The 17274-nt window shown below is 37.0% G+C and carries 18 protein-coding genes; all 18 read left to right on the top strand.

Annotated features, from left to right (window positions below; all coding sequences use genetic code 11):
- Positions 1-1890: SspB-related isopeptide-forming adhesin (locus tag ACWPUA_RS06420; RefSeq protein ID WP_454379902.1), on the top strand; the 1890-nt coding region annotated here is incomplete at its 5' end.
- Positions 1891-2079: 189 nt separating this feature from the next.
- Positions 2080-2787 carry a glucosamine-6-phosphate deaminase gene (locus tag ACWPUA_RS06415; RefSeq protein ID WP_454379900.1) on the top strand — a complete coding sequence of 236 codons (708 nt, stop codon included), beginning with the start codon at positions 2080-2082 and terminating at the stop codon, positions 2785-2787.
- A gap of 276 nt (positions 2788-3063) precedes the next feature.
- Positions 3064-4857 (top strand): Ig-like domain-containing protein, encoded by a 1794-nt coding sequence (locus tag ACWPUA_RS06410; RefSeq protein WP_454379898.1) that lies wholly within the window; start codon positions 3064-3066, stop codon positions 4855-4857.
- A 149-nt stretch (positions 4858-5006) separates the two neighbouring features.
- On the top strand, positions 5007-5183 hold the full coding sequence (rpsU, locus tag ACWPUA_RS06405; protein ID WP_000048054.1) for a 30S ribosomal protein S21: 177 nt from the start codon (positions 5007-5009) through the stop codon (positions 5181-5183).
- A 64-nt stretch (positions 5184-5247) separates the two neighbouring features.
- Positions 5248-6213 carry a hypothetical protein gene (locus ACWPUA_RS06400; protein WP_454379896.1) on the top strand — a complete coding sequence of 322 codons (966 nt, stop codon included), beginning with the start codon at positions 5248-5250 and terminating at the stop codon, positions 6211-6213.
- Between the two features lie 228 nt (positions 6214-6441).
- The gene (locus ACWPUA_RS06395) at positions 6442-8298 is read left to right on the top strand and encodes an LPXTG cell wall anchor domain-containing protein (protein ID WP_414286768.1); all 1857 of its coding nucleotides are present in this window, start codon (positions 6442-6444) and stop codon (positions 8296-8298) included.
- A 179-nt stretch (positions 8299-8477) separates the two neighbouring features.
- A complete protein-coding gene (hprK, locus tag ACWPUA_RS06390) occupies positions 8478-9413 on the top strand; it encodes an HPr(Ser) kinase/phosphatase (protein WP_074324899.1) in 936 nt (311 codons plus the stop codon).
- Complete coding sequence (lgt, locus tag ACWPUA_RS06385; RefSeq protein ID WP_414276841.1) at positions 9406-10194, top strand: prolipoprotein diacylglyceryl transferase; 789 nt, start codon at positions 9406-9408, stop codon at positions 10192-10194. Before hprK ends, lgt begins: the two co-directional genes overlap by 8 nt.
- A gap of 1 nt (position 10195) precedes the next feature.
- Positions 10196-10579 (top strand): DUF948 domain-containing protein, encoded by a 384-nt coding sequence (locus ACWPUA_RS06380; RefSeq protein WP_414276842.1) that lies wholly within the window; start codon positions 10196-10198, stop codon positions 10577-10579.
- 15 nt (positions 10580-10594) lie between these two features.
- Entirely contained in the window at positions 10595-10990 is a 396-nt protein-coding gene (locus ACWPUA_RS06375; protein WP_247912112.1) for a YtxH domain-containing protein, read from the top strand.
- A gap of 85 nt (positions 10991-11075) precedes the next feature.
- A complete protein-coding gene (gene hemW, locus ACWPUA_RS06370; RefSeq protein WP_454379892.1) occupies positions 11076-12206 on the top strand; it encodes a radical SAM family heme chaperone HemW in 1131 nt (376 codons plus the stop codon).
- 4 nt (positions 12207-12210) lie between these two features.
- Positions 12211-12948: an acyl-ACP thioesterase domain-containing protein gene (locus ACWPUA_RS06365; protein ID WP_454379890.1), complete on the top strand. Its 738-nt coding sequence runs from the start codon at positions 12211-12213 to the stop codon at positions 12946-12948.
- A 10-nt stretch (positions 12949-12958) separates the two neighbouring features.
- Complete coding sequence (locus ACWPUA_RS06360; RefSeq protein WP_414312494.1) at positions 12959-13732, top strand: TIGR01457 family HAD-type hydrolase; 774 nt, start codon at positions 12959-12961, stop codon at positions 13730-13732.
- A complete protein-coding gene (locus tag ACWPUA_RS06355; RefSeq protein WP_454379887.1) occupies positions 13722-14354 on the top strand; it encodes a TIGR01906 family membrane protein in 633 nt (210 codons plus the stop codon). Before ACWPUA_RS06360 ends, ACWPUA_RS06355 begins: the two co-directional genes overlap by 11 nt.
- A 137-nt stretch (positions 14355-14491) precedes the next feature.
- A complete protein-coding gene (locus ACWPUA_RS06350) occupies positions 14492-14893 on the top strand; it encodes a Spx/MgsR family RNA polymerase-binding regulatory protein (RefSeq protein ID WP_006148218.1) in 402 nt (133 codons plus the stop codon).
- Positions 14894-15172 (top strand): UPF0223 family protein, encoded by a 279-nt coding sequence (locus ACWPUA_RS06345; protein WP_454379885.1) that lies wholly within the window; start codon positions 14894-14896, stop codon positions 15170-15172.
- On the top strand, positions 15162-15929 hold the full coding sequence (locus tag ACWPUA_RS06340; protein WP_454379883.1) for an inositol monophosphatase family protein: 768 nt from the start codon (positions 15162-15164) through the stop codon (positions 15927-15929). The genes ACWPUA_RS06345 and ACWPUA_RS06340 overlap by 11 nt, the downstream gene beginning before the upstream one ends.
- Positions 15930-15935: 6 nt before the next feature.
- On the top strand, positions 15936-17249 hold the full coding sequence (locus ACWPUA_RS06335) for an RsmF rRNA methyltransferase first C-terminal domain-containing protein (RefSeq protein ID WP_454379881.1): 1314 nt from the start codon (positions 15936-15938) through the stop codon (positions 17247-17249).
- Positions 17250-17274: the final 25 nt, after the last annotated feature.

The following is a 17274-nucleotide window of genomic DNA, read 5'->3' as shown; positions in this document are numbered from 1 at the left end:
GCTTCAGCTATCAAGGCTTACGATTCAGTAACTGGTGCAGATGTGACAGACAAGTTCGACATTAAGGTTGAAAATGGTGTTATGACCGCAACTCTTAAATCTGGCTTCACCAAGTCACTTGGAGACGCAGACAATACACAAATCATCGACACAACTAAATTCGAGTTTGGTCGCTACTATAAATTCGATATCCCAGCCACTGTTAAAACAGACGTTGAAGGTGGAGTAGACATCGAAAATACAGCAGCGCAAATTGTAAACTACTACAACCCATCTACGAAGAAAGTTGAAAAACCAGAAAAACCAACTGAAAAACGTGTTAACTCAGTTCCAATTGAAGTCGAATTCAACTTCACTAAGAAACTCGAAGGCCGTGAGTTGAAAGCTGGCGAGTTTAGCTTCGTATTGAAAGACTCTAAGGGTACTGAAATCGAAACAGTTCAGAACGACAAAGATGGTAAGGTGAAATTCGCTAAACTTGAATTCACTAAAGCCCAAGTTGGAACTCATAAGTACACTGTAGAAGAAGTTAAAGGATCTGACGCTACAGTCACTTACGATACCATGAAGGCTGAAATCACAGTAGAAGTTGAACACGATGGAAAATCTAAAGCACTTGTGAAGACAGTGACAGACGCTCCAGATACAGAGTTCAATAACACTGTGACTCCACCGGAAACTCCTGAGTTTAACCCAGAAAAATATATTCTTAACGAAGAGAAATTTGACATTACTGGAACTAAACTTTTGGATGATGATAAAGAGTTGACTGATAAAGTAGCTGATACCAACAAAAATCCATATGCGGACAAAGTTGATAATAATGAAGCGCAAAATATCAATACTCAAACACTCCATAAAGGTGATAAGGTTGTTTACCAAGTATGGTTGGATACAACTAAATTTACAGAAGCTCACAATATTCAATCTGTTGGAATTACAGATAAATATGACAGCGAAAACTTGGATGTTAATGTAGCTGATATTAAAGCTTACGATTCAGTAACTGGTGAAGATGTAACCGCTAAGTTTGATATCTCAATTGTGGATGGTGTCATTACTGCTACATCTAAGGCTGAATTGACTAAGTCACTTGGAGATGCAGAGAATACACAAGTAATCGACACTGCTAAATTAGCATTTGGACGTTACTACAAGTTTGATATTCTTGCACGAATCAAGGATACTGCTAAGGAAGGTGTAGATATTGAAAATACAGCTTCTCAAATCGTTCACCAATACGATCCAACTAAGAAATCAGTTGAAAAACCAGAAAAACCAACTGAAAAACGTGTTGTAAATATTCCAGTTAAAGTTGAATTCAACTTCACTAAGAAATTGGAAGGCCGTGCACTGAAGGCTGGCGAGTTTACTTTTGTACTCAAAGACAAGGATGGAAATGTGATTGAAACTGTAAGCAATGATGCTGAAGGTAAGATCAAGTTCTCAGCTCTTGAATTCAAACGTGGTCAAGAAGGTACTTATATTTATCATGTAGAAGAATTGAAAGGTACAGAAGCTGGTGTTGAGTACGATAAGATGGTAGCGACTGTTGGAGTTACTGTAACTAAGGATGGTAAAGTGTTGACTCTTACTTCACAAATGCCTGAAGATACTGAGTTTAACAACAAGGTAACACCGCCAACACCGCCAACACCACCAACACCGCCAACACCGCCAACACCACCAACACCGCCAACACCACCAACACCACCAACACCACCAACACCACCGACACCACCAGTAACGCCACCAACTCCTGAAAAACCTAAAGGTCGTGAGTTGCCAAATACTGGTGAGCAATCTAAAGTTGGATTAGTTGCTCTAGGTGCAGCCCTTGGTCTAGTAGGACTTGGTTTAATTGCAAAACCAAAAAGACGTGAAGACTAAGATTGAGATGACATCAGTATTTTGGTGTTGAAATAGCAATTTTAGCTCTAACATAAAAGGCTTTGCTCGAAAGAGCAGGGCCTTTTTTACTTAACTTTATCCTGTAAAATTTAAAATATTAAACCGTTTTCACTTGACAAAAATTGGTCTATACCATATAATAAAATAAAGAAATATGGAGGAACAATTATGAAAGTTATTCAAGTAAAAAATCCTGAAGAAGGTGGAAAAGTAGCTTTTGAAATTTTAAAAGAAAAGCTAGCAAACGGTGCTCAAACATTAGGACTTGCGACAGGTAGCAGTCCGCTTGAATTTTATGGAGAAATCGTTAAGAGTGATCTTGATTTTTCAAATCTTACTAGTGTTAATTTGGACGAATATGTAGGACTTGATGGAGAGAACCCTCAATCTTATCGTTACTTTATGCAAGAAAATCTATTCAATAAAAAGCCATTTAAAGAAAGCTTTTTACCTCGTGGCGTCAAAGATAATGCAGAGGAAGAAGTAGAACGCTATAATCAAATTCTTGCTGACCATCCAGTTGATTTGCAAATTCTTGGAATTGGTCGAAACGGTCACATTGGCTTTAATGAACCGGGAACTCCATTTGATAGTCAAACGCATCTTGTAGATCTTGATCAGTCTACTATTGAGGCAAATGCTCGCTTCTTTGATAAGATTGAAGATGTACCAACACAAGCTATCTCAATGGGAATTAAAAATATTCTTGATGCTAAATCAATTTTGCTTTTTGCTTATGGTGAATCTAAGGCAGAAGCTATCGCTGGGACTGTTGAAGGTCCTATTACTGAAAGTCTTCCAGCAAGTAGTTTGCAAAACCATCCAGATGTAACTATTATTGCGGATGCTGGAGCGTTAAGCCTATTAAAAAATTAAAAGGTATCATTCTATCATTTGAGCTATTCAAACAATTAGTTTGGATGGCTTTTTTAAATAGTAGTAATTAAAAAACAAAAATAATTACAGGACATGACAGGAAATAAAAAGTATAAATAACAAAAAAATATTTTTAGGATACAATAAATATATAAAACAATTATTTTGTAATTATATTTCAAATTATTTTATGATTAAAACTAGACTTTAATAAAAAATACTGGTATACTGAACTCGTTTACTGTTAAACAATTAAATTTAAGGAGAACACTTAAGGTGAATAAGAAAAAAATTACATTTTTTTCGTTTATGATTTTCGTATTTACTGTTATATTTTCTCTTAGCTTGAGCAAAGCTTTTGCAGAAAATACAACCAGTGGCAAGACTGTTGACACAATTACTTCACTCAATATTACGAATGAAAAAGGTGGTAATCTTGATAAAGATTTGCAGCAGTGGGTTACATTTAAGCTAAATGCAAATTATGACTTAACAGATAAAAATGTTAAAGCTGGCGATACAACTACAGTTGATCTATCAGATTTTCTATATATAGAATCCCAAAACTTTGAAATTCGTGATGAGAAAACAAATGAAATTATCGCAAATGCTCAGATTGATGAAACAAAAAAACATATCGTTTTAACTTATACAGATTACGTAGAAAAACACTCTGATACCAAAGGTTCTTTTTATGTCTATACTCGAGTAGATTTCCAAAAACATCCTGAAGAAGGAGAAATCCCTGTTGAGGTAACGATTAATGGGAAAACACAAGTAGTTGGAAAAGTTAACTTCACCGGTGTTGGAGATGGAAATCCTGTGTTGTTTTCTAAAACAGGATGGGTAAGTAGTGAAGATCAAAAGACTCTTTCATATACCATTTCAATCAACCGTACTAAGGAAAGCCTTCAAGATGCTACAGTAGAAGATACTTTGAAGTTTTCTAATGCAACTTATATCAAAGATAGCATTCGAGTAATCAAAGGTAAGTTTGAGTATGTCAATGGTCTTTGGGAATTTACTGATAGAACAGATGTAACAGACCAACATACTGTTACAGTAAGTAAAGATGGCCAGTCATTTGTTATTGAACTTGGTGATATCACAGAAAATGACCAATACCGCATTGAATATAATGTTCAAGCAAATTATTCACCGGCAGACGGAGAAGTATTAAATAATGATGCTGTCCTAAAAGGTAAAGGAAAGGCTGTTAAATATGTTGAGCAATCCACTGTCGTTCAAGTAGCAGGTGGTTCTGGGGTTGGATACGTATTTACGATTAATATTCATAAAGTTGATGATGAAAATCAACCAGTAGCTGGTGCTAAGTTTAAAGTCGTACGACAAGCTAATAATCAAGTTATTGGAGAATACGTTACAGATGCTGAAGGAAAAATTACAGTAACTGGTCTTTTAAAAGATAAGTATATTCTCACAGAGGTTGAAGCGCCAAAAGGTTATGTTATGAATGCTGCAGATACAGAAGTAAATGCAACAGATTTTGGAGCAGATAAGTCAGTTACGAAAACAATTGTCAATCCAAAAGAACAAACCACAACAACGACTACAACGACAACTACCACCACAACAACGACAACAACAGAAGAGCCAACGACAACTTCAACAACGACAACGAAAGAAGAGCCAACGACAACTTCAACAACGACAACAACAGAAGAGCCAACGACAACTTCAACAACGACAACGAAAGAAGAGCCAACGACTACTTCAACAACGACAACGAAAGAAGAGCCAACGACTACTTCAACAACGACAACAACAGAAGAACCAACGACAACTTCAACAACGACAACGACAGAAGAGTCAACGACAACTTCAACAACGACAACAACAGAAGAGTCAACGACAACTTCAACAACGACAACAACAGAAGAACCAACGACAACGACAACAACTTCAAAACCAGATGTTCCTGGTACGACTACAACTGAGGAAAAACCAAACCTTCCAAATACTGGGGAGTCTACTAGTTTAGCACTAGTTATTGCAGGTGTTGTGATGTTTGCAGGTGCTCTAGTTCTGAAAAAGAATTATTCTAAATAATTGATATAGAACAACTATAATTTTTGAAAGAGGGCTCTAATGTCCTCTTTTTTATGAATGAAATGAATAAATTGCACCATTTTTTCTTGACAATTTATATCATTCCATGTAAAATAGAATAGATCTTGAACTTGAAGGGAGTGAAAAAAATGTCTAAAACAGTAGTACGTAAGAATGAATCTCTTGACGATGCACTTCGTCGTTTCAAACGTGCGGTTACTAAAGCTGGTACTCTTCAAGAAACACGCAAACGTGAATTCTATGAAAAACCTTCTGTAAAACGTAAACGTAAATCAGAAGCAGCTCGTAAACGTAAAAAATTCTAATTGAAGTGAAAGGCTAGACTTGTCTAGTCTTTTTTTGCACACTGTTTAGAGATAGGATGAACTTATGAAAGAGTATATAAAAGAATATCAAAAGATGCGCGAAAAACGCTTTAAGGATTGGGGTTATTTTTCTGACCCTATAAACTGGCAGGAATTTGAAGAGTCTAATCAGAGGATTTTTCAAAAGTATTTGAAGGATTCGAAAGTATTGTCCGATAATGTTTTAAGGACAAAGTTGTACAGTAGCTTATTGCTAGATGATATCAAGTATTTTGCATACTATATAGCTTTTTTAGACGGAGATTACAAACAATTAAATAATGCTCTGTGGCAAACAGGAAGAGAAGAATTGATTAGAGGAGGTTTGCTTGCAAGTGGAACAATCTATACTGATGGTATTTTAAGGGGCTTATTTACCTCTTTTGCATGTAACGATTTTTCAGTCATTTCATCTTATATACCAAAAGACTTGCCTTTACTGAAAGGAACCTATTATCCCCAAAATGTCATCAATCTTTTGCACGCTCTTTATTATCAGGATGAAGACAGATTATCAGAGTCTATCATATTGGCACAACAGTTTCTAGAGAAGAAAAAACGAACAGGTATGGAAGAATTTTCTGTTCGTTACTTTATAAACTTGGCAAGAAAAGACGCAGCTGGGATAAGCCAAAACTTACAAAACTTATGCCTAGCTTATCAGAGACGGGGTTATCCCTTTGAGAAGATAGATAAATGCTTCGCTGATGAAGTTCATGGTCTTTATCGCTTGGTGAAATATTTTGATGATTCCATGTTTGAAGAAGTTAGTATGCCGTCTCATAAGACTTTTCTGCAGGAATTTGAAAAATGGCAGGTTCAAAATCAGTTTCCACAAGGACAACAGTTCTATATCTATCCACAAGATATGGCTGATGCAAACAAAATACTAAAAAATGAACTTCCGAGAATTCACATAGAAAAATCAGGAAGGAATTTGGTAATAGATGTTGATCGATTTGCCGTTGATTTGGCTAAAGTATTGAATTGATGATTGTCTTATTTTCTAAATAAATCACTTGCTTACTAAGAAATAGATGTTCACCTACAATTATCAAATATAGATCTGTCTAAATTGATTCGTTGGTCAAAAAATTGTAGAAGTTATTCAATAATTTATTTGAAATATAAAAACAATCATGCATTTCAATTGAATTTTAAAGACAAATGTAGTAAAATTGTAATAAAATAGTGTAATTTTACACGGAGGTAAATAGGGATGAAAAACCAGAAAAGGTTTGGAAAATTATTAATCACTTTATTGTCTACAGGTGTGCTTTTGGCCGCTCTTCAAAGTCAAGAAATCATCACTGCTGAAGAAACAACGACTGCAGCACCTGCTACGACTGAACAGGTGGCAGATACTACTACTGCAGAAGCTGTAACAACTACAGAAACTCCTGCACGTGAAGCTAAAGAAGTAGCTGCAGAAGTGACTGGTACTATTAAAAACCATGATATTAAATATTATGAATACTATACAGATGTAGACCTTTCTTTTTCACTTACAGAAGATGATGTGAAAGAAGGAGACTATGTTACAGTTACATTAGAAAACGTCGCTATCTTAAATCAATTAAATGGCAAGGACGTCACTTACGAAGGTAAGACAATTGGTAAAATTTCAATTGTTTCGTTTGAAAACGTCAATAAAGCACGTCAAGGTTCAAACGATACAGCTCAAATGCGACAAGCTGAATTGGAATCAACACGTGCCACATTAAAAATTACATTTACGAAAGCTATTGAAGCTGAAAAACCAGATGTATTGAAACAAGTCAAGTTCCAAATTACATCAGATAACGCTTATAATGGAGCTGTAATCGCAAATAAAGACTACACTTTAAACCAAGTGATTAAAGTGGGATCTTCTTCTGTGACAAGTACAGTTGATATTCCGAAAGTAGAACAATTTGCTACTGAGACAAATTCAATCAACTTCACACCTTCTGGAAATACGATTAAATTCAAGGCTGATGGATCATATGAAACGACTACACAATTCCAAGTTCGTGGAAGTGAAGGTATGAAAGTTGGTTCAACTGTTGAGTTAGAATTCAATGATGCTTCAGGTATCGAGTGGAAAACAAGTGGTGATACTGCACTCAAAGTAGGAGATACATTTACTTCAAGATTTATCTTGCCTGTATATAGTACATATGAAGTCAATGAATATGGCGCATATGTATTCCCAACAGGTGTTGAGCCAACATTCAAAGTCACTTCTATTACAGATAAGAAAATCACGTTTGAAATGATTTCAGGAGATGTTCCAAAAGAATTAGGTGTATTCTTCGGTGTTGGTCAAAACCGTATTAATATCATCGATAAATCTAAGATTGATCTTGAAAAAATGCAATATGATGTTTCGAAAGTAGCTACGGCAACTATTGATGGGAAAAATTCAAAGGGTATCTATATTTACCGTATCATTAATGACTCTGCAGGTGCACAATTAGTTCTTGATACGCTTGTCACAGACTACAAAGATATCGATACAAAAGAAAGTCTTAAACCACAGGATAAGGGTTGGAAAGATCCAGCTACTATTGATGGATATGAGTTTGTAAAAACAGAAAAAGACCGTGAAGGAAATCGTATCCACTGGTATAAAAAAGTAGAACAAACTACGACAACAACAACTAGTACTACGACTACAACTACCACGACAACAACAACTAGTACTACGACTACTTCAACAACGACCACAGAAGAGCCAACGACTACTTCAACAACGACAACAACAGAAGAGCCAACGACTACTTCAACAACCACAACGACAGTAGAGCCAACGACTACTTCAACAACCACAACGACAGTAGAGCCAACAACTACTACAACAACAGAAGAATCAACTACCACTACTACAACAGTTGAGACAACTCCAGGTAAGTCAAGTGAAGAAACTCCTTCAGGTAAAACAACTGAAGAAACAAGACCTGAAACTACGTCTACAACATCTGAACCTAAAAAGGAATTGCCAAATACTGGTTCTAAAGAATCATTGTTTGCAACTGGTGTAGCACTCTTGGTAGCTGGTCTTGGAGTCTTGGGCTTAAAGAAACAAGATAACTAAAGTGCACTATCTATTATGAAATAATAGTCAGAAGGATTAGACAACAATTTGTTGTTTAATCCTTTTTTGTATCGTTCAAATATTATCAGATAAATTAATAGCGTAAATACGGTAAAAAATACAAACTTCTTCCTACAATCTGATATAATAGTAAGAGAACTCGATTTAAGGAGAAATATATGTCGGTTTCAGTAAAAGAAGTAATTGAGAAGCTTAGATTAGACATTGTCTATGGCGAGCCTGAATTACTTGAAAAGGAAATTAATACTGCAGATATAACGCGACCTGGTCTTGAAATGACAGGCTATTTTGATTACTATACTCCAGAGCGTATTCAATTGTTGGGGATGAAGGAATGGTCTTATCTGATCAGTATGTCTTCTCACAACCGTTATACTGTTTTGAAAAAAATGTTTCTACCAGAAACACCAGCAGTCATTGTTGCGCGTGGTCTAGTTGTTCCTGAGGAAATGTTAAAGGCAGCTAGAGAATGTAAAATCGCAATTTTAACAAGTCGTACAGCTACAAGTCGTCTTTCGGGAGAACTGTCTAGTTATCTGGACTCCCGCTTAGCAGAACGTACTAGTGTACACGGTGTCCTAATGGATATCTATGGTATGGGTGTTCTCATTCAAGGTGATAGTGGAATTGGTAAGAGTGAGACAGGTTTAGAACTAGTTAAACGTGGTCACCGCTTGGTGGCAGACGATCGAGTAGATATCTATTCTAAGGATGAAATGACTCTCTGGGGTGAACCTGCTGAAATTTTGAAACATCTGATTGAAATTCGTGGAGTAGGGATCATTGATGTCATGAGTCTATACGGTGCTAGTGCAGTTAAGGATTCTTCACAAGTTCAGCTAGCTGTTTATTTGGAAAATTATGATACAAATAAGACCTTTGATCGCTTAGGAAATAATGCTGAAGAACTAGAAGTTTCTGGAGTTACCATTCCACGTATCCGCATCCCAGTTAAAACAGGGCGCAATATTTCTGTTGTTATCGAGGCGGCAGCTATGAATTATCGTGCAAAAGACATGGGCTTTGATGCGACGCGTCTGTTTGAAGAAAGATTGACGAAATTAATTGAAAAGAACGAGGTGCAAAATGATTGATCCAGTTGCTTTTCAAATAGGTCCATTTGCCATTAGATGGTATGCACTTTGTATCGTTTCAGGCCTTATCTTAGCGGTATATTTGGCAAGTAAAGAAGCTCCTAAAAAGAAAATCTTATCAGAAGATATTCTGGACTTTATCTTAGTGGCTTTCCCTTTGTCAATCATCGGCGCGAGACTTTACTATGTTATTTTTAAATTTGACTATTATAGCCAACATTTAGGGGAGATATTTGCTGTCTGGAATGGTGGTCTTGCTATTTACGGCGGTCTAATTACCGGAGCAATCGTACTCTATTTCTTTGCTGATCGTAGATTAATCAACACATGGGATTTCTTGGATATTGCAGCTCCGAGCGTTATGATTGCGCAGAGTCTAGGACGTTGGGGAAATTTCTTTAACCAGGAAGCCTACGGAGCAGCTGTTGAAAATCTTGATTACCTACCTGGTTTTATTAAGAATCAGATGTATATCGATGGCTCATATCGGCAACCAACCTTCCTTTATGAATCTATCTGGAATCTCATTGGGTTTACGTTGATTATTATTTTTAGACGTCGATTAAAGAGTATTCGTCGTGGTTATATCACTGCCTTCTATCTAATTTGGTATGGATTTGGACGTATGATCATTGAAGGTATGCGAACAGATAGTCTCATGTTCTTTGGACTTCGAGTATCTCAATGGTTGTCAGTTCTATTAATTGGACTTGGAATTTATATTATCGTTTATCAAAATCGAAAAAAAGCACCATTTTATAATGTGAAAAAGGAGAATTAAAATGTTAGAAGTTGCTTATATCATTGTGGCAATTGCCTTGGTTGTATTCTTAGTTTATCTGATTATTACCCTTCAAAAAGTTGGTCGTGTAATCGATGAAACTGAAACGACTGTTAAAACCTTAACTTCAGATGTAAATGTTACTCTACATCACACAAACGAACTACTTGCAAAGGTCAATGTTCTTGCTGACGATATCAATGTTAAAGTTGCAACGATTGATCCACTCTTTACAGCAGTTGCAGACCTTTCTGTTTCTGTTTCTGATTTAAATGAGCAGGCTCGTGTCTTGAGTAAAAAAGCATCATCTGCAGGTTCAAAAACATTAAAGACTAGTGCAGGCTTATCTGCCGTTCGTATTGCAAGTAAGTTTTTCAAAAAATAATAAAGGAGTAAGCTCATGGGAAAATTATCATCAATCCTTTTAGGAACTGTTTCAGGTGTGGCTGTTGCCTTGTTTCTAACAAGTGAAAAAGGGAAACGTGTTACTAGTCAGGCACAAGACTTTATTGAAGATCTGAGAGAAGATCCAGAATATGCTAAGGAACAAGCTCTTGAAAAATTGACAGAAGTCAAAGAACAAACCAGAGATTTTGTTCTAAAGACAAAAGAACAAGTAGAATCAGGCGAAATTACCTTGGATTCAGTTCTTGAAAAATCTAAATCTTTAGCTCAACAAGCGACTGAAGCTTCAAAAGAGACCTTGAACAGTCTCAAGGAACAATTGGAAGAAAAAGTAGTTGTTGAAGATCCAGAAGACGGTCAAGAAATCATCATCGAAATCGAAGAAGATTAAAATAGAAATCACCATTTTTGATTCCCTTAGAGTCGGAGATGGTGATTTTTTTCTTGAGTGAATTCTTTGTGGTATAATAAATACTATGCAGAAGAAACCAACATCAGCTTATGTGCACATTCCATTTTGCACACAAATCTGTTATTATTGTGACTTTTCTAAGGTCTTTATTAAAAATCAACCAGTAGACAGCTATCTAGAACATCTACTGCAAGAATTTCATTCTTATGACATTCAGAAGTTGCGTACTCTCTATATTGGGGGAGGAACACCGACAGCCTTGTCTGCGCCACAGTTAGAGGTGCTTCTGGATGGATTGACTAAAAACTTAGATTTGTCAGTCATAGAAGAATTAACCATTGAGGCTAATCCTGGTGATTTGGATGAGGATAAGATTGCAGTTTTAAAGAATTCAGCTGTCAATCGTGTTTCATTGGGTGTCCAAACCTTTGATGACAAAATGCTGAAAAAAATTGGTCGTAGTCATTTGGAGAGAGATATCTATGAAAATATAGATCGTCTCAAGTTAGCAGGGTTTGATAATATTTCCATTGACTTGATCTACGCTCTTCCTGGTCAGACTATGGACCAGGTCAAGGACAATGTTGCCAAGGCCATCGCTCTTGATATACCTCATATGAGCCTTTATAGTTTGATTCTAGAAAACCATACGGTCTTTATGAATCGTATGCGTCGTGGGAAGTTACCACTTCCTAAAGAAGAAGTAGAGGCTGAAATGTTTGAATATATCATTGCTGAATTAGAGCGTGCTGGTTTTGAGCATTATGAAATTTCAAATTTTTCAAAACCTGGCTTTGAAAGTCGTCACAATCTTATGTACTGGGATAATGCTGAGTATTATGGTATAGGTGCAGGTGCGTCTGGCTATGTAAACGGTGTTCGCTATAAAAACCATGGGCCAATCCGCCATTATCTAAAGGCAGTAGAAGAAGGCAATGCTCGCATCAATGAGGAACTCCTGAGTCTAAGGGAACAAATGGAAGAAGAGATGTTTCTTGGACTTCGCAAGAAGACAGGAGTTTCAAAAGCAAGATTCGAAGAAAAATTTGGCACATCTTTTGAAAATTTATATGGTCAAGTTGTAAGAGATTTGTGTCATCAAGGTCTTTTACAAGTAGAAGGTCAACAAATACGAATGACAAAAAAAGGTCTCTTTTTAGGAGATACAGTAGCAGAACGATTTATATTGGAGTAGAATTATGGGCTTAACTTATCAAATGAAGATGAAAATTCCTTTTGATATGGCTGATATGAATGGCCATATCAAGTTGCCAGATGTTATTTTGTTGTCCCTGCAAGTATCAGGAATGCAATCCATTAATCTAGGAGTGAGTGACAAGGATGTTTTAGAACAGTATAATCTAGTTTGGATTATCACTGATTATGATATCGATGTTGTACGTTTACCTCAATTTGCTGAGGAAATCACAATTGAAACGGAAGCCTTGACTTACAATCGTCTATTTTGCTACCGCCGATTTACTATTTATGATGAAGATGGTCAAGAAATCATTCGCATGGTGGCTACCTTTGTCCTTATGGATCGTGAGACTCGTAAGGTTCATCCTGTAGAACCTGAAATTGTCGCTCCCTATCAATCTGAGTTTTCTAAGAAACTCCTCCGCGGGCCAAAATACACAGAGTTGGAAGACGCGATTAGCAAAGATTACCACGTTCGTTTTTATGACTTGGATATGAATGGCCACGTCAATAACAGCAAATATCTGGACTGGGTTTTTGAAGTTATAGGGGCAGATTTCCTAACCAATCATATTCCTAAAAAAATCAACCTCAAGTATGTCAAGGAAGTTCGACCAGGTGGTATGATCACTTCTAGTTACGAATTGAATCAACTAGAAAGCAATCACCAAGTCACAAGTGATGGCGATATCAATGCTCAGGCAAAGATAATTTGGCAAGAAATTAACACAGATTAGAAAGTAATATATGACTTATAAAGGCTATTTAATTGATTTAGACGGTACAATTTATAAAGGAAAAGATAGAATTCCAGCGGGAGAAGCTTTTGTACATGAGTTGCAGAAAAGGGAAATTCCTTATCTTTTTGTAACAAACAACACTACTCGTACACCTGAAAGTGTTCAAGAGATGTTGGCCAATCAGTTTAATATTGACACGCCTGTATCGACAATCTATACTGCAACCTTAGCGACTATTGATTACATGAATGATTTAGGTCTTGAAAAGACTGTTTATGTGATTGGAGAAGCAGGGCTCAAGGAAGCAATCAAAGCAGCTGGTTATGTTGAAGATAAAGAAAATCCAGCCTATGTGGTTGTAGGTTTGGACTGGCAAGTTGACTATGAAAAATTTGCTACTGCAACCCTAGCTATCCATAAAGGTGCTCATTTTATCGGCACTAATCCAGATTTAAATATTCCGACAGAACGTGGACTTTTACCTGGTGCTGGTTCACTGATTACTCTTCTTGAAGTAGCAACTCGCGTAAAACCAGTTTATATTGGAAAACCAAACGCGATTATTATGGATAAGGCTGTTGAACACCTAGGACTGGAACGCCAAGAAATCGTCATGGTGGGGGATAATTATCTTACTGATATTCGCGCTGGTATTGATAATGGCATTCCAAGTCTTTTGGTGACGACAGGATTTACAAAACCTGAAGAAGTAGCGGATTTACCAATCGCCCCAACCCATGTCCTCTCAAGTCTAGCGGAGTGGAATTTCGATGAAAACTAAATTTACTTTTGTAGGAAGTCTTCTCTTTCTCCTCTCGCTTGCGATTTTATTGACCATCTACCTGTCTTGGTTGATTTACCCTCTGGAGATTTCTTGGTTAAATCTGACAAGTCGTGTTCATGTTCAACCTCAGACCATCCAACATAACTTTAATGTTTTGATGAATTATTTGACCAATCCATTGAGTCAAGTATTAGCCATGCCAGATTTCCCTTCGTCTGAATCAGGTTTACATCATTTTGCGGTTGTAAAAGGTCTCTTTCATCTAACCCAAGGAGTAGCTCTTGTTACATTACCCTTTTTCTACATTTTCTGGAACCAGGTTGTTAGAAAAGGATTTCTATCTCTATATCGCAGAGGTCTCTTGATCATGCTGTCTTTACCTTTGATTCTTGGTTTAGTTGGTGTCTTCATTGGTTTTGAACAATTCTTTACCTTGTTTCATCAGATTCTATTTGTAGGTGATGATACCTGGCTTTTTGATCCCGCTAAAGATCCGGTCATTCTCATCCTACCAGAGGATTTTTTCCTGCATGCCTTTCTTCTATTTTTCTGCTTGTATGAGTTAATTTTTGGATTCGTTTATCTACTAAGTTGGAAAAAATTACCAAAAATATCATAAATGCATAAAAATGTTTTAAAAATTTTACGAAAAACCTATTTTTCTTTAAAAAATAGGTTTTTTTACGGAAATAACTAGTCAAGCGCTTTATTTTTTTGTATAATAGGGTTAGAAAAGTATGCAAAGAAGAGAATAGCATGATTACACTATTTTTATCACCGAGTTGTACATCATGTCGTAAGGCAAAGGCCTGGCTTGATAATCATAAAGTGCCTTTCCAAGAGCACAACATTATGACCAGTCCTTTATCAAGAAAAGAATTGCAACACATTCTTTCCTTGACCGAAAACGGTACCGATGACATTATTTCAACTCGTTCAAAAATTTTCCAAAAGTTAAATATCGATGTGGAAAGTATCTCGGTGACAGAGTTGCTTAATTTAATTGAGCAATATCCTAGTCTTTTGCGTCGTCCAATCATCATTGATGATAAACGTATGCAGATTGGCTTTAATGAAGATGAGATTCGTGCATTTCTTCCTCGCAGTTACCGTAAGCAAGAATTGAAAGAAGCTACATTAAGAGCTGGTATTAATTAGATGAATAAACAGTATAGTTACCCACTAGATTTGTCGTGGAGCACTGAAGAACTTGCTTCAGTGCTTTCTTTTTTTAATGATGTTGAAGCAGCCTATGAAACACAGGTAGAAGCAAAGAAATTATTAGATTCCTATAAATTGTTCAAGTCTGTTGTGCCCAGCAAGAGTGAAGAAAAACGTTTGGGACGTGAATTTGAATCAGTGAGTGGATACTCTTTCTACCGTGCGGTCCAATTGGCAAAAGAAAAAGGAGAAGGGAAGATTTCACTTGGAAAATAAATTTACATTTGCCAAAGAAATTGTTAGGGAAGCTGGGGAATACATTCTCCAGCATATGAAAGAAGATCTCCATGTTGAGAAAAAGTCTTCCCCTACAGATTTGGTAACTAAGTTAGATAAAGAAGTTCAAGACTTACTTATTAAAAAAATCCGTTCTCGCTATCCAGATGATCTATTTTGTGCAGAAGAAGGCTGCATGCGTGCAGCAGTAGGACAAGGTTCTGTATGGATTATTGATCCTATTGATGGAACCAACAACTTCGTGGCACAAGGTGAAGACTTTGCTGTTATGCTGGCCTATTTTGAGGAAGGTGTTGGTAAATTTGGTGTTATTTATGATGTCATGAAAGGTGATTGTTACCATGGTGGAGGAGACTTCCCGCCCTGTCGCAATGACGAACCTTTGCCACTCTTTAAAAAGAGACCCTTGAGAGAATTTTTGGTAGCTGGTAATTCTGGAATGTTAGCGACTAACGAATGGGGCTTAGCAGATTTGGGAAATGCTGCACTTGGTACACGAGTTTATGGCAGCGCCGCTATTAGTTTTGCCAAGGTGCTATCAGGTCGACTTTTAACTTATATCACTTATTTACAACCTTGGGATTATGCGGCTGCAAGTATTCTAGGTGAGAGTTTGGGTTATAAGGTTTTTACGATTGCTGGTGAGGAAGTCGATTTTCAAACACGGCAGGCCGTTATGATGGTGCCAGTCGAGATGAAAGATGAGATTCAATCCTATATCTATGAAAGGAAATAAACCTACATGCAATTTCCAGATGGATTTGTAAAAAAATACGAAACAATATTGGGAGATGAGGCAAGAGCTTTTCTTGCCTCTTTTGATGATGAGGCTGTTTCCGCTTTTCGTATCAACCCTTTAAAAGAAAGACAGCTTTCTTTTTCAGATGCTATTCCCAATACACCCTGGGGCTACTATGGGAAGGTTTCAGGGAAATCACCAGAACATGTAACTGGTTTGGTCTATTCACAAGAACCTGCCGCACAAATGGTCGCTCAAGTAGCTCAGCCAAAGCCAGGTATGAAGGTCTTAGACTTGGCAGCGGCACCTGGTGGGAAATCTACTCAACTGGCAGCCTATCTAGCTGGTGAGGGTATTTTAGTTTCTAACGAAATTTCAAGCAAACGGTCAAAGATTTTAGTTGAAAATATGGAACGCTTCGGTGCGACTAATGTCGTTGTGACCAATGAATCTGCAGACCGTCTAGTCAAGGTTTTTAAAGGCTATTTTGACCTGATCGTTTTAGATGCACCTTGCTCAGGAGAAGGGATGTTTCGTAAACAACCTGACGCTATGGATTATTGGAGTGTCGATTATCCTAGTCAATGCGCTAGTTTACAACGTGAAATTTTATCAGATGCTGTTACCATGTTGGCTGAAGGAGGTCGACTAGTCTATTCAACCTGTACCTGGGCGCCAGAAGAAAACGAATTAATCATTAACTGGCTTCTAGATACCTACGATTTTGAATTGATTCCAATCGAACATATCAATGGTATGTCACAAGGAATCAACCAATCTGAAACAGCTCGGATGTACCCTCATCTCTTTAAGGGAGAAGGTCAGTTTGTTGCCCATCTGCAGTTTAAGGGACAAAACAAGACTGTGAAGTTCAAGCCTTCTAAATCCAACCTATCTCGTGAACAGATTTCCTTATGGCAGGATTTTGAGAAAAAACACCTTAAAGAAAAACTGACCGGTGTCCTACAAGTTTTTGGTGACCAACTTTATCTTTTGCCAAGCGAATTACCAAACTTGAGTAAGCTCAAAATCGCTCGTAATGGACTTCATCTAGGGACTTTCAAGAAGAAGCGCTTTGAACCTAGTTTTGCTCTTGGTTTAGCTTTAAAACCAAGCCAAGTCAAGCAAGGAATCGAAATTCATCAAGAAGACTTTGTCAAATATGTGGCTGGTGAAACAGTCCAATTAGCTGAAACTCTTCCAAATGGTTGGTACCAAGTTTTGGTTGGTGGAAATGGTCTAGGTTTTGCAAAAGTGACCGGAAATACCTTGAAGAATTATTTCCCCAAGGGTTTGAGGTTTAAGGTAAATAACTAGTCAAAAACAGTATTCTATGTTATAG

The sequence above is a fragment of the Streptococcus sp. Marseille-Q6504 genome, from assembly GCF_965111625.1.
This window is presented reverse-complemented; position numbering and strand designations above follow the sequence as displayed.